The organism is Lactococcus ileimucosae (assembly GCF_943193185.1).
GTDB lineage: Bacteria > Bacillota > Bacilli > Lactobacillales > Streptococcaceae > Lactococcus > Lactococcus ileimucosae.
The window spans coordinates 205590-232346 of record NZ_CALPDE010000001.1; the positions used below are offsets into that span (position 1 = coordinate 205590).

A 26757-nucleotide genomic window follows, 5' to 3' on the forward strand; every position below is an offset into this window, starting at 1 on the left:
ATGTATCAAATAATATGTCTTGAGATTGCAATTTATAAAGTAAATAGTAAATAAAAGTTTCTCATGCCCTTATTTCATTGGTCTCATCTTTACCTTCTGCTAAATTCATTTTGCAGACTTTAGGAGATATGGCCAAACAGCTATACTTTCGATATCAGCCCTCTCAAAAGTTTCACCACTTTGTCCTTAAGAAACTCTTCTAGATTCTTAGAGGGGAAATAAATAGTGTTCTTTAAACGAAAAAACCTCCCAAATGGGAGGTAATTTTTCAGGCAACTTTCGCTGTGTCAGCGCGGTTCACACACACTGACAAGTTCTCATGCTTCCTGCACGAACAACTTAATGCTCCAGAACTCCTGTGCTTCAATAATCTACCAAAGTAGAACATCGACTCATCGCATGAAACTATTATAACATAATATGCTCCCTTAGGGGCAACTAAAATTTTTCACAAGAGTGCCTTATTGACAGCACCCTTTAGGACAATTGTCCTTCATTTCTTTATATGTTTTTACAACATTTTCTACTGTAAAGCCGTATTCTGGCAAAATAACATTTGCAGGTGCTGAAGCGCCCCATTTGTCTACTGTTACAGTAGCTCCAGCTAAACCGATGTATTTGGCCCAGCCGAAGCTTGTACCTGCTTCGACAGCCAAGCGGCAGCATACATTTTTCGGAAGAATTTCTTCTTTGTACTCTGCAGATTGTTCATCAAAGATATTCATTGAAGGCATCGACACGACACGGACACCTTTTCCAAGTTCTTTCTTCGCTTCAAGTGCAAGTGCAACTTCTGAACCTGTAGCGATGATAATTCCTTCAAGCTCACCTTCTTCTTTAGAGAGAATGTAGGCACCACGATTTAGACCTTCTTCAGCCAGCTGTGCTGTTCCTTCAAGTACTGGTAAGTTTTGACGTGTCAAAACCAGTGCAGTTGGGCGTTTTTTACTTGAAACTGCACGACGCCATGCGGCAACAACTTCGTTGCCATCTGCAGGACGAATAGTGTCTAAGTTTGGCATCGCACGCACTGAAGCCAGCTGCTCAACAGGTTCATGTGTTGGGCCATCTTCACCAACAGCGATGGAATCATGTGTCCAAACATATGTGACAGGCAGTTCTTGCAAGGCAGCCATACGTACTGCTGGGAGCATGTAATTGCTAAAGACGAAGAAGGTACCACCATAAACACGTGTTCCCCCATGAAGGGCAATACCGTTCATGATTGCACCCATGGCAAACTCACGGACACCAAACCAGATGTTACGGCCTGCATAGTTATCTGGCATGAAGTCTGTATCGTTTTTAGCCATTGTATTGTTGGACGCTGACAAGTCAGCGGAACCGCCCCAAAAGTTCGGCATTTGTGCTGAAAGTTCTTGGATAGCTTCTTGTGATGTGACACGTGATGCTTTGCTTGTTCCCAACTCATGTTTACTTAACTCAAGTTCAGGTGTTTCATTTTCAAATGCTTTTGCATATTGCTCTGCAAGTTCTGGATATTTTTCAGCATAAGCTTTAAAGGTATCATTCCAGACTTGTTCTAGTGCCTCACCACGGGCATTGAGTGTTTGACGGAAACGTTCAGTGACTCCCTCAGGCACAGTGAATTCTGGGTAATCCCAGCCGTAAGCTTTCTTGGCAAATTCGATGCCTTCTGCGCCAAGTGGTGCACCGTGTACTGCTGAAGTTCCTTGTTTTTCAGCACCATAACCAATTATCGTTTTCACCTCAATAATTGTTGGTTTCTCTGTTTCTGCTTTTGCTTGTTCTACTGCTGCCGCAATCTCAGTCAAGTCGTTGCCATCCTTAACCAAAATATGTTGCCAGCCATAGCTTTCAAAACGCATCTTAATGTCGTCAATAAATGATTTGTCCAAGTCACCATCAAGCGAGATATTGTTTGAATCGTAGAAAAGAATAAGTTTTCCAAGTTTCAGTTTCCCAGCCAATGAAGCTGCTTCCTGCGAAACCCCTTCCATAAGGTCGCCATCTCCATTGAGGGCGTAAGTATAGTGGTCCACAATGTCAAAACCAGGTTTGTTGTAGGTTGCTGCCAAATGCGCCTCAGCCATTGCCATACCAACCGCATTTGCAATACCTTGTCCCAAAGGACCTGTGGTAGCTTCTACACCGTCTGTCCAGTCAACTTCTGGGTGACCAGGAGTTTTTGATTGCCACTGACGGAAATTTTTCAAATCATCCATTGATACTTTATAGCCTGCTAAGTGTAAAAGGCTGTAGAGCATTGCTGAACCATGACCCGCGGAAAGAACAAAACGATCACGGTTAGACCACTTACGTCCTGTTTGTGGATTTACATTCAAGAATTTGCTCCAAAGTACATAAGCCATTGGCGCTGCCCCCATGGGTAAACCTGGGTGTCCAGAGTTTGCCTTTTGGATTGCATCCATTGACAATGTACGGATTGAATTTACAGCCAACTGATCAGTGTAGTCGAACATACTTATCTCCATTTTATCTTTTAATCATACATCTTATTATAACATAATTGAAAACGTTTTTTATTTTCACCTTATTAAAAAATCAGATTTCCTCAATGGAAACTGATTTTTGTGTGCATTTGCAAGAGTTTAAGCTTTTGATTTATCACGGGCATTTAAAACTGCGCTAAGGATTAAAACAACAGCTAAGAAACCGAGAATGAGTGTAGCAATAGCTGCTGTTCCCATTTCTCCAACACGGCCAATAATAATACCTGGAATCAGATAGTCCGTATCGGCAAAAGTTGCTGATGCTCCAGCGCCAAAGGCGCCCAATGATGGAATGATGAAAAGCGGAAGCCATGACAAGAGTAAGCCATTCGCAAATGATCCAATCACTGCACCACGACGGCCCCCATGGGCATTACCAAAGATTGCAGCAGCAGCCCCGCAGAAGAAATGTCCAACAACACCTGGAATAATAACTGTTGTTCCCATGACCAGCATGGCAGCCATTGACAAGCATCCTGTAATAAATGAAACGAAGAAGCCAATCAATACAGCATTAGGTGCGTAAGGGAAGACGATAGGAACATCCAAAGCAGGCTTTGAGTTAGGGACTAACTTTTGCGCGATTCCTTGGAAGGCTGGAACTATTTCTGCCAAAATCATACGTACCCCTTGGAGGACTACAACGAAACCAGCTGCAAAAGTCCCTGCTTGAACGAGTGAAAAGATTACAAAGTTTGTCCCACCAGAGAGCTCACCCTCAACATAAGCTGGTCCTGCAGCAATTGCGAGAAGAATGTAAACCACGGCCATCAATAAGGAAATTGATACAGTTGAGTCACGTAAAAACCCAAGTGATTTAGGAATGTTAAGTTTTTCTGTTGATTTTTCAGGATCTGGGTTGCCCAGTGTCTTTCCTAACCAACCCGCAAGAGCATAACCAATATTTCCTGTATGCCCCATAGCAACATTGTCTGTTCCTGTAATTTTGCGCATGAAAGGCTGACAAAGCGCTGGAGTTACAGTCAAGAGTGTTCCTTCAAAGATACCCCCAAGAAGGATGGTTTGCCAACTTTGCCCCATTCCTGCTGAAACAAGAATAACCGCTGCCATACAAGAAACATAGAGCATAGCCTGACCTGTTAAGAAGATGTACTTAAATCTTGTAAAGCGGGCCAGCAAGATATTGACAATCATTCCAACAAGCATGATTAAAGCCGTTGGTGTTCCATACTCAACCAAAGCCAGAGCAACGACACCTTCGTTTGTTGGGACAATCCCTTTAACATTAAAGGCATGTTGAAACATGTCCGCAAATGGTGCGAGAGCACCAACTAAAATTCCAGCACCACCGACCAAAACTAAGAATCCAGCAAAAGTTTTTACAGAACCCTGAATAACAGCTGTAGCTGGTTTCTTTTGCAAAATAAGGCCAAGCATCGCGATCAGCCCAACAAGAAGTGCGGGAGTTGTCGCAACAGAGACAATAAAGTTTAAAACGCCATTCATTTTGTTTGTTCTCCTAAGTTAATTTTTTACTAATTTTTACTGCATATTCTCTCAATTGTGAGGAATTCCTCTTTCATCCAGAACTTTGACCAAAGCTTCACGCGCTGCATCACGATCAATAATTGAAGTTAAGGGTACGATTTTTTCTTCCGGAAGATTAGGCAATGCTGTCGTTAAAGTGGACTCTACAAAGAAATAATCAGCTGCATCAGGTGTTGCAGAGCCTACATCCATATGGTCGAGTTCAAATTCATTGGCATCTAATCCCATCTCTTGTAAAAGTGCTTGTAGGTTCATTTGTACCATAAAGCTTGTTCCTAGTCCTGATTGACATACGCATGCGATTTTCATATTATTCTCCTTCTTTCTCTGAAAAAATTTGTTCTAGTTCTTCTACCGTTTCTGCTCTTAGCATTTTATTGAGTTCTTCTTTATTTGACAAAATTTGTGTCAAGGTCGATAAAGCCCTAAGATGCGTTTCGTTATCTATGGCCGCAAGAACGATAAATATTTTTATTTCATGTTTGGGATCGTCTTGCAAATATACGGGTTTGTCACATTTTAAAAGAGACATGCCCAACTTATTGACCCCATCTTCTGGACGCGCATGTGGCAGCGCAATTCCCATCCCTAAGTCAATATAAGGTCCAAACTCGTCTACACGATTGATAATAGCTGAAATGTAAGACTCCTCGATTTCGCCTTGGTGAAGTAAGGGTTGTGCAGCAAGCGTAATCGCGGATTTCCAGTCTAATTTTTCATCTGTAAAATGGATTTTTTCTTTAGTTAATAAATCTGAAAGCATTACCCCTAATGCCTCACTTTCTGTCTTTTTATTGTTTAACTTGCGGTCTATAATCCGCGTTAACTGTTTTTTTGTTGCATTACTTTTAATGTCAACATAAGGTTCAATAGCACGCAAGATAGCTTGAGCACTCGGTTTATAGAAACCTGGAAGATTGAAATCTTGTGAAACTTTATTATAAAGTTTTGTTTCTTCCTCAATATCTGGAAATGCAGACATGACATATAGTTTCTTGTCTGTCATAACAGGGACTGTGGAAAAGATAATGTCATAGGAATGCGCAGGAATATTGTCTAAGTCAGAGCTGGCTGTGCTGAGAAGAAAAGTCATATTAGGAAACATGTTTTCTAAACGTTTACGCATGATTAAGCTTGAGCTCACTCCATTGACACATAAGACAATGGCACGAAGATTTTGTGCATGCTTCTTCTTATAAATTTCTCCACCAAAGAGAATAACAAAGTAAGCACGCTCATCTTCTGAAATTTTGCCACAGACTTCGCGTAGAGGGGCTAAGGCAAGCTCCATTAATTCAAAGAGTGAGGCATACTCTGCTTTTATTTTAGGCAAAAGTACATTGTCTATCTCATAATGATATTTCAAACGAAAATATGCTGGTACAAGATGAGCCCGTAAAGCTGCAAAGGTCTTTGTAAAGTCTTCGAACTCCACAGCTGCGAGTTTCATAACATTTTCCATGATTTCAAAACCGATACGATAGAGAAAATCAAAACCAGATTTGTCAAAGTTTCCATCGCTCATGCCGATAACAAGGGCTTCAACTTCTTGAACATTTTGTTTAAGGCTTCCGAGACGTGCTTGAAGCAGAGCCAGATAAATCAACATTGAAACATAACGACTATGTACAACTTCAACTTTCAGTTCTCTGATTAATCGATTTGTCTCTTGCCCCACCTCATAAATAAAGAGCTTATTTTCTTGATTAAGATATTTTGATAAAACATAGTAATCTTTATCGTCATGGAGCTCTTGTAAAAAGCGCCAAGCTATTCGCCGAAGTTCAAGCTCCTCACCTTTCAGATAAAAGCCTGACTTTCGAGAATATTCTAGACTTACCGTCCCTTTGTTTATTTGTTGTCGTAACTTTTTTATGTCAGATAAGACGGTGTTTCGACTCACATTGAGCAGTGTCTGGAAGTTACTTGTGGATAGTGCGGAAAGTTTGGAGAAGACCAGCAGGTAAATCAGACATTGCCTTTTAGACTCACTTAAGGTAAGTGCATATTCATCTATATTGAATCGGACAGCTTCAAAATTTTCCAAGCGCTCTGGAAGGGCCAAGACATCGTCTCTAAATTCCAGTGGTCTTTGTTTTTGAGCTTGCAACGCACGATTCAACTCACGAAGCTGCCTGTGAAATTCCTGACTTTTAAGGCCCGTAAGTTCAAGAATTTTTTTCAGTTTCCAAAAACGTCTTTCTGAAAACAATAGGATATCTAAGTTATAACTAAGCATCTTTTTTCCTCACATCTAAATTATAACGCACTTTAAGTTCATAAAATGACAACTTCAGCCCAAAACAAGAAAACGTTTTCTTTGTGCATTGGACTCTTCTATCAAAAATTATGTTTTCCTCTATGTTAAAAATCGCTTTTCATCAAAGCGATTTGATTTTTATTATGAAATAAAAAGTTTTAAAAAGCTAAAGCTTAAACAATATCAATACCATGTAAAGCTGCAAAAAATGGTACTTGACTCAGATTGACTTTAATATTTTTGGTCAGTTCTGGACTGATATCCAGCCTTTCAAATTGATTGGTTGAAAAGTCAATACCTGCTAAGGAAGTCTCCCAAAAATTAGCCTTTTCTAAATCATTTCCCTCAAACCTCACGTGCTTAAATTGACTCGCAATAAAGAGACTTTCTTTTAACACACTGTCAGAAAAACACACATTTTTCAAACGGGCACTTGAAAAATTTACATAGTTAAGTAAACTGTTCTGAAATTGAACATCTTGCAAAAAAGACTGGGCAAACTCTGTCCCAAGGAGTTTACAATCCTTAAATACACAGCGGTAAAAACCAAACTTGGAAAACTTAAGGTTTGAAAAGTCACATTTTTCAAATATACAGTCTGTAAACTCTAGATCTGCTCCCACAGACAGCTCAAAGCCTACATTTTGCAAATGACAGCTGCTGAATAATTGTCTGTGAGCGATGTCTATTTCTTGGTTTTTTAAGTGCACTTGATAAGCTTCATTATCTTCCAAATCTTTAAAATCTACAGCTTCAAGTTCAGTGGGTAGTTTTGGAGGCAGGATTCCTTTCATAAAAGTCCCTTCTCCGTCAGATTTTCTCTTGTTGAAGGATTTTCTGGTTTTCCCCATTGGTCAATCATTCGACTCGACCAAGTTGAGTTTAAGCGGCGCGCTCCAGCATAATCATCTTGGACCTTATCATATTGGCGAAGGACTTCTTCATCTTGCTCAATATATTTTTCTGGGAAAACAAGAGCATCATAAGGCAAGCGAGGCTTGACTGCGTTTACACGTGCTGGTTTCCCCAAGGCAATAGCAAAAATCGGATAGGTATAGTCTGGGAGATTCAAAAGTTCAGAAATCTCGCTGGATTGCTCTCGAATCAGACCAACCATGACACCACCATAGCCAAGCGACTGTGCAGCAAGTAAGGTGTTTTGTCCCGCCACGGCAGCATCAACTGACGTGATAAGAAGTGACTCTACACCTTCTGGTTGGAACACTCCGCCATTCATTTCTACAGCTGTTTTGGCACGATGAAGATCACCTACAAAAACCAAAAAAGCTGCACAGTTCTTAATTGCTTTTTGTGGTTGTTGCGCGAAGATAGCATCTTTTTGTTCTTGAGATTGCACAACGACAATGGAATAAGACTGAAAGTTTTTCCAGTTTGGCGCTGCACGTCCTGCATCAATAATTGTTTTTAATACTTGTTCAGGAATCTTTTCTTCTGTAAAATTACGGACAGAACTGTGTTGCATCATCAGATTAATCGTTTCATTCATGTCGTCGATTTGCTCCTTCCAAACGAACTTCATTCGCCAAATATTTTACACGTTCCATCACACGCTTGGCCGGCCATATCTCATCTGCTTTTTTTGTTTCGGCCAAATGCAGCTCAAGTTCTGCCATATTTAAGTTTGATGTGAAAAATGTTGGTAAGTTTTCTTGCATCCGGTGCTGTAAAATAACTTGCAGGATACTGTCACGCACCCAAGCATTGTTCAGCTCAGCCCCAATGTCATCCAAGACCAAGACTTCTACTTTTTTGACTTCGTTCACCCAGTATTTGGCATTATCAAAGTCTAGGTCAGAAATAAAGGTCGGATAATGGAGTAGGGTTGTTGAAACACCTTTTTTTGCTAACTCATTCGCCATGGCGGCCATGAGGTATGATTTTCCAACACCAAAATCCCCATAGATGTAAATGCCTTTTTCTTGTGGATAGTTGTCGATAAAGTTTTCTACTTTGCGGAAAAGGTCAAACTGATTTTGGTTGTCGGTCAATACATCCGCATAAAAATCAATCTGTTTCAGCTCCCTAGGCAGGCCAATGATTTGGACGCGGCGGAGCTGGTTACTTACCTCTTGCCGGCGTGCCAGCTCAGCTGTAGTTTGATAAGAAACATCCGCATAACCGTGATTCATAATCAAGACAGGCTCATAGCCATCAGCCGCCATCTTCTCATGCTTTTCAAATTTTTTTCGCTCTTTGACAAATTCATAAAATTTAGAATAGCTGCGCTGTATTTCATCCTCAGTCATTTGATTTTCTAAAATAAAAGCTTGAACCTGTTCATTTTTCATGACTTCAGACACAAGTTTATCAAAATTTCCACGTACATCTGGGCGCTTACTTAAAAGTTCTCCGATTGATTCCATGCTCACTTCTCCTCTCTGTCCTTGCGACGTGAAGCCTTGTACTGCTCAAATTTTGCAATATCTTCCGCACTGGTCGTATTTACATAGCTGGCATTCGACCATTCAGGTGCTTTTTTCACCAATTTTCTCTGATTTTTGTGATTTTTATTGTTTTTTTGTTTTTCTTCTGCCTTTTGCTGATGTTCTAAGATACGTTTTACCGCTGCTTCAGCATTATAAACTTTATGGCGCAGCCAGTCATTGGCCAGCGTGTTCACAAAGCTTGAATTAAGGCTTGATTTTTCCTGCTGAATAAGCACATAATGGATCAAAATATTTTGAACTTGATCTGCTATGTTTTGCTTGGTCAAGTGATTAAGAATTTTCATTTCTTCTTGTGAGGCGAAGCCCCCCGTTTGCTGTTTCAGCTTGCTTAAAAAATCGGCAGGAGTTACTTCTTTACTGATGACGATCAAGTCCTGAAAACCTTTAGGAAATTCGGCCAAAGACGGTACAGGTTCAGACTTTCCAGCCAGCGTTCTTGCAAGGTTGGCTATATTTAAAGTTTTATCTGCATTGGCAGTTTGTTCTGCGGCTTTAAACAGTTCATACCAATTTAGGTCAAATTTTTCAGCTAGACTGTAGAGCGATAAAATATCCTGATTTTCATTAGAAAAAGTCAGATGCTGACTTTCCATGATGCTCTTAAAGGAAGTGAGATCAAATTTTTCTGGTTGGTCAAGCTTACTGCTTCTTTCAAATTTGACAGAATAAACTTCATGAAATTTTTTAGTAACTTCCAGAGCATTGGGTTCATTTTTCTGAGCAAGTGCTTGAACTTTATTTTCACCAATTCGCGAAATGAGTAACTGTTTATAGAAATCGTCTGCCAAAAATTCCTCAAAGCTCAGCGGACTTTTAACCTCTAAAAAATAGCCAGGCTGTTGGTCAAAAACTCGCACCAGTCCAATTCCTGAAAGCTTGTCTAAGGCATCAATGAAAGGGTTGAGTCCAAAATCAAGGTACTCTAAAAAATGAGAAATCTTGCCCGTCGAAAAAACGCGCAAGAGTTGATAAAGTCCAAATGCATCTCGACCAATAATGGGCAAGTAAAGCAGCGAAAAAGTATCAGCATCAAAACTGACTTTTCCTCGATTTAGAATAGAAAATGAATCGCCTGGTCTCATAGTTCATCCTTTTGTTTCTCTTTTTAACCGTTAGTCTTTTTTGGTAATCTTTTTAAGCAAATCTTCGATTTCACTCACGTCTTTAAACGAGCGATAAACACTGGCAAAACGCACATAAGTAATGTCATCCAAATTCATCAATTCCTCCATGACAAATTCGCCAATAACTTCTGTACGTACTTCATTTTTTTCTAACTGGCGTACTCTTTGTTCAACACGATCAACCAGTTTTTCGATAGCTTCGCTGCTCACTGGGCGTTTTCGTGCACTGCGGACGACTCCTGTGATGATTTTATCACGGTTAAAGACTTCACGTGTATCGTCTCGTTTAATGACCAAAAGCGGCATTTCTTCAATACGCTCAAAAGTTGTGAAGCGATTGCCACAGCTTTCACATTCACGGCGACGACGAATCATATTATCTGCTTGGCGTGAATCCACTACTCGTGACGATTCAGATTGACATTTTGGACATCTCATAGCTTAACCTCTCTTTGGGAATTTTGCTTCTAAACGGTAAATCACCTGCCCCTTACTTGAGAATTTTGCTTCATACTCTGTCATTACATTGACTTTGGCAAATTCCTCATCTGCATGCAAGTCTAACCATACTTTTTCTAAAATCATACCATACTGGCTCATGCTTGCCAAAGAATATTCGAAAAGCCCACGATTATCTGTTTTAAAGTGAATTTTTCCTTCTTCAGGCAGTATTTGCTCATAAGTCTCCAAGAAAGACTTATAAGTCAAACGGCGTTTTTCATGACGTTTCTTAGGCCATGGATCACTGAAGTTAAGATAAACGCGTGACACCTCCGCATCTTCAAAATACTCTGTCAGAGCTGCACCATCAACTAACATCATCTGTACATTAGGAAGATTAGCTTCTAAAGCCTTATCCAAGGCATATGACAACACAGACAGTTGCATATCAATGGCAATATAGTTTATGTCTGGATGTTGCGCAGCCATCCCTGTAATAAAAGCCCCTTTACCACATCCAACTTCAATATGGATGGGATGATTATTTCCAAAGCGTTCTGCCCAGCGTCCCTTAAAGTCTGCCGGGTTTTCTACAACAACATGTGCGTTATTTTCTAAGTGCTCCGCAGCACCCTTACGATTTCTTACGCGCATTTTTTCTCCTATTTTTTGAAAAAATAAGAAGGCAAGCCTCCTGATTTTATTCTCTAATTTTTAAAACAAGCGACAAAAATCCTGAAAACGTGATATTTCTTGTTCCGTTTCCTTAATTTGGTCTCTCGCCATATACTCTGATATTTGGCGCAAAAACGAAAGTTTCCCATACCATATCAACTCATTTTTAATATTCGTTGCCCCATCATAACCTGAATCAAGCAGCCATTTTTCCCACTCTTCCGGTTTTATATAATGTGTCAAAACATGAGCGATATCGACAAGAGGACTGCTCAAAAGTACCGTGTCCCAATCTACAAGATACACTTTATCACTTTCGTCATCAACCAGCCAGTTCTTGTGGTTTACATCCCCGTGAACTACAGCAATGTCTGTTGTTTTTAATTCCGGAAGATTTTCCGATAGCTCAATAACAACATTTGCCAAGAAACCATTCGTCTCAAAAATCGAGCTCTTGCTCAGCACTTGCTCCAAAAGGTCTGCAGGAAACAAGATCTCGTTGTCTAACTTTCTACAGGCTTCAATAAGCTTTTCACTTTGGTGCAGATGCCGCAAGATTTGGCCAATACGAGAATCATTCATCTCATTCGGTTTCAAAGTATGGCCATTAATCCAAGGCTGGGCAGCTAACATGTCACCTTCTGCCGTACGCTTCGTCCACAAGACCTGTGGCGTAATACCTTCAAGGTAGACACTTGTCAAAAACGGACTGCAGTTTTTTTTGATAAAGATACGTTTATTGTCACTTTCAGCGACATAAGCGTTTCCAGAACTCCCCTTGACAGGCATCATTGATAGACTTGAAGATGTCATGTTTACTCCTTTCTTTGGATTTTGGATGTTTTTTATTTGAGAAGTGTTCTAGTAGTGCGTACTCATGAAGCTGTCTGCAACACTGTCTAATACCTGCTTCGCCTCCTCCAGAGCCATTACATTCGCAAGACATTGTAAGCAGTGGTTTTCCATTCTGCAGATTGCACAGCGCTAAAGTGCTGGCACTCTCACTACTAGAAACTTCATCATCCCCCCTCCGGGGTGAGCCGCTCATTGGGCTTTCATCAAGCGTTTCACGCATCAAATAATGCTATAAAAAACTTCTCAAATAAATTGTAACTCAATTATTTATTTGGATAGTGAATCAAAATTGTTTGTGTCAAAATATCCGCGTACTGATAAGACTCTGTTGTTTTTGGCCCACGTGTCGGAATGTTTTCAATCACAAAGTGTGTCGCATAAGTTTCAATCAAGTTGACTTTGTGACGGTTTTCACGTTTACGTCCAAATTGTGATGTGATTTCAATGGTTTGCCCAACATGTTCTTCAACTTGTTTTCTGATATCTACGATTTTTCCTACTTCTTGACTTTGATTTTGGTTATCCATTTTACTCTCCAATTTTTCTCTAGAAATGCAAAGGCAGGCGTTTTCCGCCTAGCCTACCATTTTAAATTTTAAATCTTATCCATTATAACACGAATACCACTAGAAATGCTAGTCTGCATATCGATTATCAATGCTGGCAAATTTATTGTATTCCTTTAGGAAGAGCAGCTCAACTGTACCACGACTTCCCGAACGGTTTTTTTCGATAATCACTTCAACTTTATTATCCACTTCTGCGACCTCATTAAAGTCATCATCATCTTCTCCTCCTGCACGCTCATAATAATCGTCTCGATAGAGAAAGGCAACAATATCCGCATCCTGTTCAATGGATCCCGATTCACGAATGTCAGACAGTACAGGGCGCTTGTCTTGACGTTGCTCAACACCACGTGAGAGCTGACTGAGAGCTATCACAGGTACCTTCAACTCTTTTGCTAAAATTTTCAGCTGACGAGAAATTTCCGAAACTTCTTGTTGACGGTTTTCACGTCCTGTACCTGAAATGAGCTGCAAATAGTCAATCACAATAAGTCCCAAATTTCCTGTTTCTTGAGCCAACTTACGTGAGCGTGCACGAATCTCGGTGATTTTAATACCAGGTGTATCATCGATGTAAATACTGGCTTTTGAGAGTGTCCCCATAGCAATAAAGTATTGGTTCCACTCTTCATCATTGAGTTGGCCTGTACGCAGATTATGGGATTCAATCGTTCCTTCAGCAGCCAACATCCGGTTAACTAAGCTTTCAGCCCCCATCTCTAATGAAAAGATAGCGACTGTCTTGTCCTGTTTGGTCCCAATGTTCTGTGCAATATTAAGAGCAAAGGCTGTTTTACCAACGGCGGGACGCGCAGCAAGAATAATCAGTTCTTCTTCATGCAAGCCCGTTGTCATCGCATCCAAAGCTGGGTAACCTGTTGCAATACCTGTAATAGTTGATTTTTGCTTCGCTCGTTCTTCCAGCTCATCCAGATTCATTGACAGGACTTCAGAGATACGTCGAAAACTTGACGTGTTCCGTCCTTGCTGAACATCAATCAATGATTTTTCAGCTTCCGCCAGAACATCTTCTGCAGAATCTTCTTGACTATAAGCTCTCTCCACACTCTGTGTCAATTTATTAATCAACTGACGTAAAAGTGACTTCTCAGCAACAATTTTTGCATAATAGGCAGCATTAGCAGCGGTTGGAGTAGCCGTTGCAAGTTCAGCAATATAAGAAATCCCACCAATCGTATCCAAATCATTTTGATTTTCTAAAAGGGAACGAACTGTTAGAACATCAATAGCTTCACGGTTATCCGACAAATGCTCCATCGCGCGAAAAATAATCTTATGCGCATTTTTATAAAAATCATCCACAGATAGGAATTCTTTTACTTCAATCAAGCGGTCACTATCAAGGAAAATAGCCCCCAGAACAGCTTGTTCGGCGGCTAAATCTTGTGGTGGAGCTTTGACAATATCAATATCAGGCATTTCTTATCTCTCACTTACTTTGACCTTGACTGTAGCAGTCACATCGCGGTGCAGCTTGATAGGAACATCTTTAACACCAAGGGCTTGAATTTTATTGATCAGCTGAATTTTACGTTTATCCACTTTCACATCCAGTTGACTTTGGAGTGCTTTTGCGATATCAGCCTTATCCACAGCACCAAACGTATGACCTGTCGCTCCAACCTTCATCTTGATTTCCACCATGACACCGTCTTGCTCAAGGCGTTCTTTCAACATTTTAGCTGCAGCGAGTTCCTCAGCCTCTTCTTTCTCTTTCGCCTTAGTCTTGCCTTGGAGCTCGGCTATAGCTGCACTCGTTGCAACTTTCGCTAACTTCCTCTTTAGGAGAAAATTATTGGCATAACCTGTTGGTACTTCTTTGATTTCTCCTTTTTTTCCTTGTCCTTTTACATCTGCTAAAAATACTACTTTCATTGTTCTTTCTCTCTTTCCTTAATAATTTTTACTAAATCTTCTTTAACTTCATCAATATTTCGTTCATATATTTGGGTAGCAGCTGCGTTAAAGTGTCCGCCACCGCCCATAGCTTCCATGATTGTCTGAACATTGTAATCTTTGAATGACCGCGCAGAGATGGAAATATAACCGTTTTGATGATTAGTAATCGCAAAAGCAGCTTGAACGCCCGCCATATCAAGCAAAGTATCTGCTGCTTTAGCTGTAGCAACATTATCATATTTATGTTCAGGTTTCCCAAGAGCAACGACAATACTCGGGGCAACATATTCAGAATTGAGAATAATTTCATTAATCTTTTTATATTTCTCAAACTCTGTTGCTAAGATGCTTTTGATTAGGTTGTTATCTGCGCCTTGTGAACGGAGGTAAGCTGCAACTTCAAATGTACGTGACGTTGTTGCTTTTGTAAAGTGCTTCGTGTCAAGCTCAATACCTGCCAGAGCAATACTGGCATCTGTTACGGTCATTTTAGAGTTATACTCATGGAATTGCAAAAGCTCAACAGCTAACTCACTGGCTGAACTTGCACTCGATTCGATGTAAGAAAGTAGGGCGTGCTCTGGGAAATCATCATCACGTCTATGATGGTCAATAACAATCAACTTGTTAAAGGACTTATAAAAATCAAGATTTAGAGTTTGACTTATCTTCGAATGGTCAACCATGATGAGTAAAGAGTTGGCTGTTTTCATATCAAAAGCTTTCTCTAACTTAACGATATGTGCAAAGCCTTCCTCTGTTTCATTGATCAAGTCAATCGCCCGACTGACCTCTGGCATGAGCTGTTCGGGATCGTAAACCACATAAGCTTCCTTGCCTGATAAGTTGACAAAATTTTTCATCGTAATCGCAGCGCCCAGTGCATCCATATCGGGAAAACGGTGCCCTACAATGAAGACATCCTCACTCTCACTAATAATCGTTTGGAGAGCTGTTGAGATAGCTCGAGCACGTGTTCTTGACTTTTGGGTACGGCTTTCAGAATTTCCACCAAAATAAATCGTCTTGGCTTGAGGTGTATTTTCCCTGAGAACAGCTTGGTCTCCCCCCCGAACTAAAGCAAGCTCTAAGTTGTTGAGTGAGATTTTTCCGATACTCGGAAAATCATTCCAACCATAGGAGACCCCCACAGATAAGGTCAATGGAATTTTACTTTCGGCTGAATTTTTACGGAAGTCTTTCAGCAGAGAAAACTTATCCTCAATCATTCTACTCAAAATACCGTAATCACAGAAAAAATAGTAACGACTGCTTGATACACGGCGAAGATAAAAACCATATTTACTCGCAAAACTCTCCAAGTTACTCGCAATCAAGCTATTTACTTTGGTACGCTCGCTGTCTGTAATCAAATCTGTAACATCATCATAGTTATCTACCGAGATACTGCCAATAACTGCACGACTTTCTTGCAAGCTTTCTCGGCTGTTTGCTTCTGATGTAGCATCTGCCAGATATAAAAGATTTTTTTCATCGTCTAAAGTGATAAAGTATTTCTTTTTCTCTATCGTAAAAAACTGATTTCTTTCCTCATGGTATTTTTGAATGATTGACTTGACTTCGTTTTTATCTAATACACGGTCATCACCATGATAAATCAAGTCAATAAATGGATTAAACCATTCAGGTTCATAGGTTTCTTTGTTATAACGTATAACACCTATGGGCATGTTGTCCAAGGTTGCATTGAGTGAATTTTCAGCTTCATCATTTATTTTTCTGATAAACTCAACCCTTCTCAAACGATAGTTTCGGGCCTGGAGTAAGATAACAGCTGTTATAATGACATTCATAAGAAAAAGATAGAGCACTGCTATCCATCGTGAACCCGAAAAGACCAGCAAGAGACTTTCCAGTGCTTGTACGATAACCATGGCTGATACAATCGCCACTGGTGAAAATCTCTGTACAATTTTCATTTTCTTCTCCTTTTGTGCATTTGACTCAACTCATGTGTCAGTAATTTATAATGGCCTTGGAACCACAATTTTACTGTGTTCCTTCCAGTGCTTCTTTGACTGCTGTTAGGTTAGGAAACCAGGCATCTGCAGCAGACTGTTCCATTCCAAAGCGTGTATCTTTAATAGCCCAAACCGTAGCACCAGCAGCTTTACCAGCTGTAATCCCCTTTTCAGAATCCTCAATAATCAAAGTTTCCTCCGCCTTGACCTCTAAGGCCTTCATGCTCAATTGATAAATCTCTGGATGAGGTTTTGTTGCTTTCAAGTCATTTCCTGAAAGAATGGATTCAAAATATGGTCGTAAACCATGTATATCAAGCATCTCTTCAATTTCTTGCATAGCAGAACTCGAAGCCAGACCAATTTTGAACTTGTCTGCTCGTAAGGACTCCAAAACATCCTTGACATCTGGGAAAAGTAGTTCTTTATAGGGAAGAGGCTTCTTATCTTTCAATTCTAGATAGGCTGCCTGTAAAACTTCTGCTTCTTCATGGTCAAAATCTACACCTAAAATTTGCGGCCAGATTTCCCGCATGTTTCCACCAATAAAATCCGAGTGTCTCATATGGTGAATTGGAATATTGTGGCTACTAAAAAATTCTTCACGCCTTTGAGCATAGAATTGTTCCGTATCAACTAAAACACCATCCATGTCAAAAATCACCGCTTTATACTTGTTTATATTCACCTAAAACTCCCTAGTCCTCTGCTTGTATCTGCTCCATTATAACATATTTTTTAATTGAAGATTATGCAGAAAAGGCAAAAGCTAGCTCAGAGCGCCTTATTTTTCTTTCTTCCTGTTATCTGCTTCTCTTAATCTTGCTTTTCGTAGAGCAATTCTTTTCTGTCTTTCTAACTCTCGCTCAATCTTTCCTTCTGGAGCATATTTGTCTTCCCAGTCCTCAGGTTTAAGTATTTTATGCGTCTCAGGATCAAAATGGGGCTGACCATCTGGGAAGATTTTACCCATATTTGCATCATGGACAAAGTTAAAAATATCGTAAGGATCCACTCCAGCTAGCACCAAGCTTCCATAAGTAAAATAAAGAAGATCAACCAGTGCATCAACTTCACCAATCAGAGGAGGTTCAGCTTTGGCTTTACGCTTCACTTTGTCGACTGCTTTATCAACATCTGTATGCAGATTTGCAGCCAGTTCGTCAAACTTATCCCTGTCACCATTTGCTGAAGCATAAAGAAATTCTACAATCTCTTCTACTTTGAATCCTGCACGATATCCTGCTTCCATAGGAGGGAAAGCTCGTGGAATTTCCTGACTCCGTCCATCCATCATCCTATGAAACTCTTTGACCTTATTAAAGTTTTGGTCCCGGGAGATGAAGTTATTCGTTGTTGAAAAGTCAATGAGACCGTAATATGCAAGGGCCTTGGCAATACCGTCATGGTTATTGCTCGCTGTAACATGTGTTGCTTTTTCCTTAACGGCTTTTGAAGCATTTCCCATTGCAATACCATACTCCACATGTGTCAACATGTCCAAGTCGTTTTCTGAATCCCCAAAAGCCATGACTTGCTGAAAGTCAAAGCCATAATGCTCACCAACTTTTTTAATCCCACGTAGTTTTCCTGAGTCGCAGGGAATCATGTCTACAGAATAAGGGTTACTCCGTGTAATCATCAAATTTGGAAATTCTTTTTCAAGCATCGGTGTTTCTGACTGGGTAGCAACCATCATCACCTGATATATCGGCTCACGCAGGATATTCAAGAAATTTGACTGAGGCACAACACGGCGCACAATATGTTTGAAGCTGTTCCGTGCTATGTCTGAAGTACCCGATGGCAGTATCCCTGAAATAATACCTGCCATGCGTGTTTCACCAAATTTCAAAAGCTTTGAACCATTAACGCCATGGGCGGTACCAAGGGAAATATCTCGGTGATGATCCTTTGCAAAACGAACAATCTGGCGCAACGTCTTCTTATCAATCTCCTCGGCATGCAAAATATCCTTTGGTGTAAAAATATATTGCCCATTGTAAGTTACAGCAAAATCTAAGTGGAGCTCCTCCATCAAGGGCAAAGTAAAAGCAGGCCCTCGCCCTGTGGCAATTCCAACTAATATATCTTTACGTTTTAATTCATCAATAGCTACCCTTGTACTTGGAGCAATTGCTCTTGTTCCTGTAAAAAGAGTGCCATCTAAGTCGAAAAATACTGCTTTTATATCCATTTTCCTATTTCTTGCCCTATACTTATATGATTTCTATACTTGCCCTTGTTTTCTGCTTAACTTTTTATGCTGTTCAAGGACTCTATCCTACTAATTATACAAGTTTTCCCCTTGAATTTCCATGAATGATAAATATTTTGCACACAAATTTTCGATGTTCCTATGGAGGTTACTCTTTTCAAAATAAAAATAATCGTTTCACTTGGCACCTTGCAATTATGCTATAATAGAGTTGTTTTGATAGGAGCTTGGAAAGGAAAATGACTGATGAAAAAGATTTTAGTGTTGCATACTGGGGGAACTATTTCTATGGCTGAGGATGCCAGCGGTCGCGTAGCCCCGAACGCAGTGAATCCTATGAATGCTGTAAATATGCCTCTTGACTCGATTCACATGGTCTCCGAGGATATCTTTAACCTCCCCAGTCCCCACATTACTCCCAATGAAATGCTGTTGCTTAAGAATCGGATTAATAAAGCTTTTGCTCAAGAAGATTTTGACGGTGTTGTTATCACACACGGGACAGATACGCTTGAAGAAACAGCTTTTTTCTTGGACTCAACTATTCCACGAGGTAAACCAATCGTCCTAACAGGAGCAATGCGGTCAAGTAACGAACTTGGTACTGACGGTATTTACAACTTCCTCAGCGCCCTCCGTGTCGCTGCTGATGATGCTTCTCATGACCGGGGTGTATTGGTTGTGATGAATGATGAGATACACTCTGCACGCTATGTCACCAAGACACACACAACTAATGTTTCGACTTTCCAAACCCCAACACACGGTCCTGTTGGTTTAGCAACAAAACACAAACTTTTTTATTTCCATACTGACAGTGAAAACCAGCATCTTGACATCTCTTCTGTTCAAGGAAAAGTCCTCATTGTTAAAGCTTATGCCGGCATGACTGGTGAGGTCTTTGATCTTTTTGACCTAAGCAGTCTTGATGGTCTGGTGATTGAAGCACTTGGTGCGGGCAATCTTCCTCCAACAGCTGCACAAAAATTGGAGCATATCCTTGCTATGGACATCCCTGTTGTTCTGGTGTCCCGCTGTTTTAATGGTATCGCTGAACCTGTTTATGCTTATGAAGGCGGTGGCTCTAAGTTAGCGGAGGCTGGTGTCATGTTTGCACCCGAAGTCAATTCACAAAAGGCGCGTATCAAGCTTCTCATTGGTCTAAATGGTGGTCTCCATGGCGAGCAGCTCAAAAATTTTGTTGAAAATTAAGAAAAGAGGAGCTGTGAAAAGATAAAGCAGCCTTTCTCTCCACTCTATAAGACTCACCATATAAAATGAACTCTAACAATATTTAGAAAAGTTACTTTTTAGTAACTTTTTTTGCTTGCCCCCTACTCACTAAAGCAAATCCCTTTGGTTTAAGCTAATATTAGGACACCGCTTAGATTCATTAAAGGTGAGTATTGTAAAATGCTATCAAGCTAGCTTAAAAAACACAACAATGGAGGACAACAAAGTGAAATTAAAAGCAATCGTATTAGGGGCAAGCCTGCTCTCTGTATTGGGCGTCAGTTCAATAGTGGCACATGCTAATATGCAAGAACAAGGAGCATCCGTAAGCTCAAATGAAGAAATTTTCAAAAAATTTGATGAAATCAAAGCAACAGCGCCCAAAGTTGATATTCAAGAAACTTTGAAAGAAAGCAATGCCCAAGAAATTAGTGGCATGACTGAATATGGAGCAAATGGTGAAGAAACATCGGTTTACTCCCTAGACGGCGAAAAAACATGGGTACAAGACAACAAGTAATAGAATAAACATCTTCTAGTAGAAATATGGGAAAGATATAAAAACGCTCAACGACTGCCTTCATGTGCACATCGTTAAGCGTTTTTTCAAGTTCTGGATAAAATCAATCTTTTTCCGTTAGCATTTCGCTTGCTAGAGCAAAATTCCCTAGAGTTGCTGAACCATTATTTTTAATACTTGGTGTAACAATATATTCTTCTATCTTGCAAGGAAGGTTCACATAGTTATTCAGCAGCTGTTCAAATTGCTTATGTACGCGCTCAAGCATATGTTCTTGCCCCATCACACCACCACCAAAAACAATTTTTTCTGGTGCTAATGTCAACGTTGCATTGACCGCAAGCTGTGCAATGTAATAGGCTTGAATATCCCAAACCGGTGAATCTGCTGGAACGTGCTCTCCGCGAATTCCCAATCGTGCTTCAACTGACGGGCCTGCTGCCAAACCTTCAGCACAGTCTTTGTGAAATGGACAAATGCCCGCAAAATCCACATCATCTGGATGACGTTTGACAAACTGATGGCCCATTTCAGCGTGAGAAACAGCTCCAATAAACTTGCCGTCCTGTACTGCTCCTCCCCCAATTCCGGTACCAATCGTAAAGTAAACCAGTGATTTTCTCCCTGTCATAAACATTTCACCATAGGCTGAACTATTGACATCAGTGGTGAATGCCATCGGAATAGCAAGCGCGGCTTTCAGCTTACCCAGCAAATCAAAGTTTGCCCAGCCTTCTTTTGGAGTTGTGGTAATGTAGCCATAGGTCGCACTGTTCGGATTGACATCGATGGGACCAAAAGAGCCGATTGCGAGGGATACAACAGGATTTTGCTTAAAAAATTCAATCGTTTTTTCAACGGTTTCATCTGGATTTGTCGTTGGAATTTGTAGAGATTTGACAACTTGATAACCTTCATTTCCAACAGCTAAGACAAATTTTGTTCCTCCTGCTTCAATCGAACCATAATATTTCGTCATAAAACCTCCTATTTAGTCAGTGCGAGTAGAGCCTCACCCACTTTGACTTCTGTGTTTTCCTTAAGTGGCTGAACTTCAGAAAATTCTGCAGTATTTGTGACAATAACCATGACAGTATCATCAAGCCCTGCTTCTTCAATAGCCTTTCTATCAAAGCTTCCCAATAAATCGCCTTTTTTGACAGTCTGACCCGCAGTTACTTTTTGCTCAAAGCCTTTTCCAGCCATCGAAACTGTATCAATTCCGATATGGAGCAAAATTTCAGCACCTTGCGCTGTTTTTATTCCATAAGCGTGTCCTGTTTCATAAGCAATCACAATCTCACCATCAGCAGGTGCAAAAATTTGACCTTCAGAGGGTTTAACCGCAATTCCTTTTCCCATCACTTCTTTCGAAAAGACAGGGTCATTGACAGCATTGAGCGGAAGAGCTTCACCGTTTACGGGAGCTGCTATTTCTTGACTCTCACCTTTTGAGGCTGTTACTGTTTCAACAGTTTCGTCCTTCTTTTCTTGTGTTTCAACTGCTGCCTTTTTCGCTTCAATAGGTTTTCCGTAAATATATGTTACCACAAAGGCTAATACAAAACTAATCAGAATTCCAACAAGAAACATTGGAATGCTGCCGGCCTTGATGGAAATGAAGCCCAAAATACCAGCAGATCCTAGACTTGCAGCAAGCACATGGAAAAGTCCCATAAACAAGCTGGCAATACCTGATGCTCCTAGCGCAATGAAGAACGGATATTTGTACTTCAAATTCACGCCAAATAGTGCAGGCTCAGTGATACCAAGTAAGGCAGATACACCTGATGGTGCTGCAAGAGCCTTAGTTTTCTTGTTTTTTGTGATAAAGAAGATGGCAAATGTCGCTCCAGCCTGCGCCATGTTAGCAGCGGAAGCTACAACGAAGATAAAATCTCCTCCCTGACCTGTTTTTTGAAGATTCGCAATCAACATGGTTTCGATAGCCGGGAAACTTTGGTGAAGTCCTGTAATAACAATAGCTGAATAGAAAGAACCAAAAATTCCCATTCCAAGCCAACCTGCTATATTATAAAAGCTAACTAAACCATTTGTTAAAGCATCCGCAACCGTACGTAGAACTGGCCCCACAATTGTAAAAGATAAAAATCCAGTAATAATAACAGAAAGTAAGGGAGTAAAAGTAAAGTCAACCGCATCATTCAAATGTTTGTGGAAGAATTTTTCCAACTTAGCCAAGATGTAGGCAATGGCGATGACAGGTAAAACCTGTCCTTGGTAACCTGCTTGTGCAATGTTAAGCCCAAAAATATTCCAGTAAGGCATCGTATTATTTGCCACAGCTTCAGCAACATTGTAACCATTGACGAGACTCGGCATAACAAGAATCATCCCCATCACTGCACCGAGATAAGGGTTCCCTCCAAAGCGTTTTGTCGCAGAATAACCGATCAGGATAGGAAGGAAAGTAAATGGCGCAGCTGCCATTGTATTAATAATTCCTGCTACATCTTTCCAAGCCGGATACATCTCAATCAGAGATTTTGGTCCGAAAAGTCCAGCACTTGTAAATACATTGTTAAGTGCCATAAGAAGACCGCCCGCAACTAAGGCTGGAATCAAGGGAACAAAAATGTCTGACAAGAGTTTAACGAGAGCCATCAATGGACTTTGCCGTTTTTGGCTCGCTGCAATCTCTTTCAAATCTGTTGTAGACACCTTAGAAACTCCGGTCATTTTGACAAGTTCGTCATAAACAACGTTAACATCCCCAGGCCCTACAATAATTTGATATTGTCCGGCAGTTTCAAATGTTCCTTTCAAATCTGGGTCATTGTCTAAGGCTTCTTGGTCAATTGTGCCACTGTCTTTTACAACCAAGCGCAATCTTGTCGCGCAATGCGCAGCAGCTTGTAAATTATCTCTGCCAACAGCTTTGAGCACCCGCTCTGCAACTTCTTTGTGGTTCATATGTTTATCCTTTCAAAATTCTTTTCATTTACAAAGCTTAGTTTAGCATTTTTCATTTTTTATGTCAAACGTTTATCATATTTAAATTAATCCACCAATCTACAACTTGATTTTATGCGAGAAAACGTTTATCATAAGTATATGGAAAATATGGAAAACACTCAAACTTGGACAAGAAATGAACGTTACAGAAGTTATGACAGCTATTCTGCTGATTATTTAGAAGCTTTGAAGAAGAGCGTTTCTCGATCTCCTTGGCGCGCTCGTTTTCACATCGAAGCGGAAACAGGACTTCTCAATGATCCCAATGGCTTTTCTTACTATAATGGGAAATGGCATTTATTTTATCAGTGGTTCCCATTTGGTGCGGTTCACGGACTGAAATCATGGGTTCATTTGACAAGTGAGGATCTGGTGCATTTCGAAAAGGACGATGTCCTTTTGTTACCAGACACCACCTTTGACAATGCCGGCGCATACTCTGGATCTGCCTTGCCTATTGATGGAAAACTCTTTCTCATGTACACAGGCAACCATCGTACAAAAGATTGGACGCGCATTCCTTATCAACTGGGGGCATTTTTAAACGAAAAAAATGAGCTCAATAAATTAGAGAAGCCAATCATCGCGCCTGATTTTTCCGAGGTTACTGAACATTTTCGTGATCCCCAAATTTTTAGACATGACGGCTGTATTTATGCTATAATCGGTGGACAAGATTTGCAGGAAAACGGGATTATTAAGCTCTATAAAAATGAAAACAAGGACTTAAGAAGTTGGCAAAAAGTAGACAACTTGAAATTTACAAGTGATAAAATGGGCTATATGATTGAATGCCCAAACTTAGTGTTTATTGATGAAAAACCTGTTTTGATTTTCTGCCCGCAAGGACTGGACAAGACAATCAGCGCTTATGACAACATCTACCCAAATATGTACATAGCAGCCGAACATTTTGATGCTAACAGTGCAGAGTTGGTCAATCCCTCAAGGTTAATAAACTTGGATGATGGCTTTGATTGTTATGCGACTCAGGCTTTCAATGCACCAGATGGTCGGGTTCTGGCTATTTCTTGGCTGGGATTACCTGACACAAACTATGCAACAGATGCTTACGGCTATCAAGGTGCCTTATCCCTTGTCAAAGAGTTGAGCTTAAAAAATGGTAAGCTCTATCAATACCCTGTAGAAGCTCTTAAAAGCCTGCGGCAAGAGGAACAAGATTTAAACTTATCAAAAGTAAGCCTAAAGGAAAATGCCTATGAGTTAGAAATTGATTTTGCTGCGCAAGAGTCAACCGAACTTAACCTAATGGATGGTGCACTTTTGATTAAATTTGATAAGGAAAACAAAAAAGTCACCGTGATTCGTGGCAGTGAAAAACGGCAGGTTGAGGTCAACATTCATCAAGTGAACATTTTTGTTGATGAATCTATTTTTGAGATTTTTATCAATAAAGGGGAAAAAGTCTTATCAGGACGCGTTTTTCCAGATAAAGACCTCAAAACAATTTCTGCGAGTCGTCCAACACAAGTCAAACTTTGGAATTTAGGAAAATAATGGTAAAACTAGAAGACGTTGCAAAAAAAGCGGGAGTAAGTTTAACAACAGCTTCGCGCGTGATTAACCGCAAGGGGTATCTGAGCAGTAATACGATTCAAAAGGTGGAGGATGCTATAGCAGAGTTGCACTATACGCCAAACGCTGCAGCACGAAGCTTGCAAGGGAAATCTTTGAAACTCATTGGTTTGGTTTTCCCAAATATTCAGAATATCTTTTATGCCGAGCTGATTGAAAAAATTGAGCAAGAGCTCTTTAAAAAAGGCTATAAGTCCATGCTTGCCTTGACTGAACACGACAAGCAAAAAGAACGCGATTACCTGTCCCTTCTCTTATCCAATCAAGTCGAAGGCATTATCTATGGCAGTCATAATTTATCACCTGACGAATACAGCAGTATTCAAGCGCCAATAGTCGCGTTCGATCGTCTTCTAACGCCTGAGACAACCGTTGTCGGCCCTGATAATTTTCAAGGAGGGCAGCTTGCAGCGGAAGCGCTGATTCAGACCGGAAGTAAAAAGATTGCCTTTTTCGGCAGTACGGACAACCCTTTCTCCATTACAAATTTGCGGCGGGAAGGCTTTCTTTCTTCTCTTGAAACACAAGGTCTGGAGGCAAGTGTCCTGAACTTTTCTTCAAGTTTAACTGTCACAAGAAAGTCCGCTCAGATTAAGCAAACTTTACTGGAGCACCAATTTGACGGTATCTTTTGCACAGATGATTTAATGGCACTGCTTGTCAAAAACATCGCTCAGGAGCTTCATCAAGAGCCTTATGTTATCGGTTTTGACGGGACAGAGTTCATTCAAAATTATGAAACAAGTCTGACAACCATCAAGCAACCGATTAGTGACTTGGCAGAACTTCTTGTGGAACTCCTTCTTAAGAAAATTGCTGGCGAGACACTCGCACATAGCTATCAGCTCCCTGTTAAATTACACATTGGCGAATTATAAAAATCAAGAAGGTTTACGGGGAGGCTACTTCTGCATGTAGTGCCCTCTTAAGCTAAAAAGGCACATTTTTGGGTTGTTTTAGACAGCTTGCCCTTGATATTGTGTTCACGCCCCTTATTGCGATTGTAAAAATATAAAAAAATAGACCAAACTTTTTGGTCTATTTTAGTTTGAACAAAGCCAGCCGTCCTAAACGGTTTCTTTGGCGCTTGTTTGCACAAGCTCTCTTTCTTTTCCTTTATTATACAATTAAACGTTTCTTACAGAGATGCTGTCGTTCTCTCCGTGTGCCTTTTCTTGATTTGAAGAATGTAAGCGCTACAAGAAAAGTTACAAACTAGAGGTCCATGCGCCGTCTTGGTCGCGGAGGATGAGATTAGCTGTTTGTAAAACTCCCGAATCCGTAATAGGGCTATTAGTAGCAATAATAAATGAACCTGCTACACCTACTCCAGGTACTATAACCCATGGATGAGTGGAGCTGAATAGTGTACGAAGCTGCCAGAGAGCGCTTCTTGAAGCCATGGTTGGAAAAGCCTTCCCCGGCCCCGAAAGATGGTTGACTTCTGCTACAGAAAGGGCAAAGGCCTTCTTCTCACCGTTAGGATCCACCTCCGCAAAGTCATTTTTCAAAGCAGCCGTAAAGGCTGGATGTTCAAAGTCTAGAATAAAGGCTCGTTCTGTGCCTACGATTGGTATGGCTGCACTTACAAAATTTCCATTGGGTGTTATCCAAGAAGAGTCATTAATCATCGCATCTGGTCCTGTCCCTGTAAACTCTTTTTGCACAGGTTGAACTTGACGGCGAATAACACTCGGCAGATTATCATGCCAGTTCTTCATGTTATTATCTAAAGTTGAACCATTATAGCTGTCTACACCCGCATTGGTATTCCATGCACTGTTAATTTGATGAGCTGTTGTCATGATCAGATGATTTCCATCACCCTTGTCTTCAAGGTAGCGGTACTGTGTCCCACGCATAGAGAATGTTTGACCCGGCTCCATCTCACCAAGGATAGGTAAGCCATTACGTAC

General features: G+C 40.5%; 23 protein-coding genes and 1 pseudogene. 4 read left to right on the forward strand and 20 right to left on the reverse strand.

Translation table 11 applies throughout. The features are described 5' to 3' along the window. Positions 1-461 precede the first annotated feature (461 nt). From tkt to NFR51_RS00975, 17 genes are all read right to left on the reverse strand, one after another. Positions 462-2465 (reverse strand): transketolase, encoded by a 2004-nt coding sequence (gene tkt, locus NFR51_RS00895; protein WP_251711892.1) that lies wholly within the window; start codon positions 2463-2465, stop codon positions 462-464. Positions 2466-2594: 129 nt separating this feature from the next. Next, on the reverse strand, positions 2595-3962 hold the full coding sequence (ulaA, locus tag NFR51_RS00900; RefSeq protein WP_251711893.1) for a PTS ascorbate transporter subunit IIC: 1368 nt from the start codon (positions 3960-3962) through the stop codon (positions 2595-2597). Positions 3963-4013: 51 nt separating this feature from the next. Next, a complete protein-coding gene (locus NFR51_RS00905; RefSeq protein WP_251711894.1) occupies positions 4014-4313 on the reverse strand; it encodes a PTS sugar transporter subunit IIB in 300 nt (99 codons plus the stop codon). Position 4314: 1 nt separating this feature from the next. Next, entirely contained in the window at positions 4315-6243 is a 1929-nt protein-coding gene (locus NFR51_RS00910; protein WP_251711895.1) for a BglG family transcription antiterminator, read from the reverse strand. 194 nt (positions 6244-6437) lie between these two features. Continuing rightward, positions 6438-7058, reverse strand: coding sequence for a pentapeptide repeat-containing protein (locus tag NFR51_RS00915; RefSeq protein WP_251711896.1), 621 nt, complete (start codon positions 7056-7058; stop codon positions 6438-6440). Next, a complete protein-coding gene (locus NFR51_RS00920; RefSeq protein ID WP_251711897.1) occupies positions 7055-7771 on the reverse strand; it encodes an NADPH-dependent oxidoreductase in 717 nt (238 codons plus the stop codon). The genes NFR51_RS00915 and NFR51_RS00920 overlap by 4 nt, the downstream gene beginning before the upstream one ends. Then, complete coding sequence (dnaI, locus tag NFR51_RS00925; protein WP_251711898.1) at positions 7764-8648, reverse strand: primosomal protein DnaI; 885 nt, start codon at positions 8646-8648, stop codon at positions 7764-7766. Before dnaI ends, NFR51_RS00920 begins: the two co-directional genes overlap by 8 nt. Positions 8649-8650: 2 nt before the next feature. After that, complete coding sequence (locus NFR51_RS00930; RefSeq protein ID WP_251711899.1) at positions 8651-9814, reverse strand: DnaD domain protein; 1164 nt, start codon at positions 9812-9814, stop codon at positions 8651-8653. Between the two features lie 30 nt (positions 9815-9844). After that, the gene (nrdR, locus tag NFR51_RS00935; RefSeq protein WP_202230941.1) at positions 9845-10294 is read right to left on the reverse strand and encodes a transcriptional regulator NrdR; all 450 of its coding nucleotides are present in this window, start codon (positions 10292-10294) and stop codon (positions 9845-9847) included. Between the two features lie 3 nt (positions 10295-10297). Continuing rightward, positions 10298-10951 carry a tRNA (guanosine(46)-N7)-methyltransferase TrmB gene (trmB, locus tag NFR51_RS00940; protein WP_251711900.1) on the reverse strand — a complete coding sequence of 218 codons (654 nt, stop codon included), beginning with the start codon at positions 10949-10951 and terminating at the stop codon, positions 10298-10300. A 60-nt stretch (positions 10952-11011) separates the two neighbouring features. Beyond that, a complete protein-coding gene (locus NFR51_RS00945) occupies positions 11012-11785 on the reverse strand; it encodes a phosphotransferase family protein (protein ID WP_251711901.1) in 774 nt (257 codons plus the stop codon). Positions 11786-12090: 305 nt separating this feature from the next. Next, positions 12091-12354, reverse strand: coding sequence for a Veg family protein (locus tag NFR51_RS00950; RefSeq protein WP_251711902.1), 264 nt, complete (start codon positions 12352-12354; stop codon positions 12091-12093). 108 nt (positions 12355-12462) lie between these two features. Beyond that, a complete protein-coding gene (dnaB, locus tag NFR51_RS00955) occupies positions 12463-13836 on the reverse strand; it encodes a replicative DNA helicase (RefSeq protein WP_251711903.1) in 1374 nt (457 codons plus the stop codon). A gap of 3 nt (positions 13837-13839) precedes the next feature. Next, on the reverse strand, positions 13840-14292 hold the full coding sequence (gene rplI / locus NFR51_RS00960) for a 50S ribosomal protein L9 (protein ID WP_251711904.1): 453 nt from the start codon (positions 14290-14292) through the stop codon (positions 13840-13842). Next, positions 14289-16256 carry a DHH family phosphoesterase gene (locus tag NFR51_RS00965; protein ID WP_251711905.1) on the reverse strand — a complete coding sequence of 656 codons (1968 nt, stop codon included), beginning with the start codon at positions 16254-16256 and terminating at the stop codon, positions 14289-14291. Before NFR51_RS00965 ends, rplI begins: the two co-directional genes overlap by 4 nt. 70 nt (positions 16257-16326) lie before the next feature. Continuing rightward, positions 16327-16980 (reverse strand): HAD family hydrolase, encoded by a 654-nt coding sequence (locus NFR51_RS00970; RefSeq protein WP_251711920.1) that lies wholly within the window; start codon positions 16978-16980, stop codon positions 16327-16329. 102 nt (positions 16981-17082) lie between these two features. Beyond that, positions 17083-18495: a Cof-type HAD-IIB family hydrolase gene (locus tag NFR51_RS00975; RefSeq protein ID WP_251711906.1), complete on the reverse strand. Its 1413-nt coding sequence runs from the start codon at positions 18493-18495 to the stop codon at positions 17083-17085. A gap of 267 nt (positions 18496-18762) precedes the next feature. Here NFR51_RS00975 and NFR51_RS00980 point away from each other — a divergent pair, with 267 nt between their 5' ends. Then, positions 18763-19728 (forward strand): asparaginase, encoded by a 966-nt coding sequence (locus NFR51_RS00980; protein WP_251711907.1) that lies wholly within the window; start codon positions 18763-18765, stop codon positions 19726-19728. A gap of 247 nt (positions 19729-19975) precedes the next feature. Beyond that, positions 19976-20269 carry a hypothetical protein gene (locus NFR51_RS00985; protein ID WP_251711908.1) on the forward strand — a complete coding sequence of 98 codons (294 nt, stop codon included), beginning with the start codon at positions 19976-19978 and terminating at the stop codon, positions 20267-20269. 103 nt (positions 20270-20372) lie between these two features. Here NFR51_RS00985 and scrK read toward each other — a convergent pair whose 3' ends face one another. Together scrK and NFR51_RS00995 are read right to left on the reverse strand one after the other, a co-directional pair. Further along, on the reverse strand, positions 20373-21248 hold the full coding sequence (gene scrK / locus NFR51_RS00990) for a fructokinase ScrK (RefSeq protein WP_251711909.1): 876 nt from the start codon (positions 21246-21248) through the stop codon (positions 20373-20375). 8 nt (positions 21249-21256) lie between these two features. Continuing rightward, the gene (locus NFR51_RS00995; RefSeq protein WP_251711910.1) at positions 21257-23203 is read right to left on the reverse strand and encodes a sucrose-specific PTS transporter subunit IIBC; all 1947 of its coding nucleotides are present in this window, start codon (positions 23201-23203) and stop codon (positions 21257-21259) included. A 150-nt stretch (positions 23204-23353) separates the two neighbouring features. On the opposite strand from NFR51_RS00995, the gene NFR51_RS01000 reads away from it, so the two are divergent. Together NFR51_RS01000 and NFR51_RS01005 are read left to right on the forward strand one after the other, a co-directional pair. Continuing rightward, positions 23354-24763 (forward strand): sucrose-6-phosphate hydrolase, encoded by a 1410-nt coding sequence (locus tag NFR51_RS01000; RefSeq protein WP_251711911.1) that lies wholly within the window; start codon positions 23354-23356, stop codon positions 24761-24763. Continuing rightward, positions 24760-25719 (forward strand): LacI family DNA-binding transcriptional regulator, encoded by a 960-nt coding sequence (locus tag NFR51_RS01005; protein ID WP_439108847.1) that lies wholly within the window; start codon positions 24760-24762, stop codon positions 25717-25719. Before NFR51_RS01000 ends, NFR51_RS01005 begins: the two co-directional genes overlap by 4 nt. 330 nt (positions 25720-26049) lie before the next feature. On the opposite strand, the pseudogene NFR51_RS01010 reads toward NFR51_RS01005, so the two are convergent. Beyond that, a pseudogene (locus NFR51_RS01010) lies at positions 26050-26757 on the reverse strand (hypothetical protein); the annotation flags it as partial.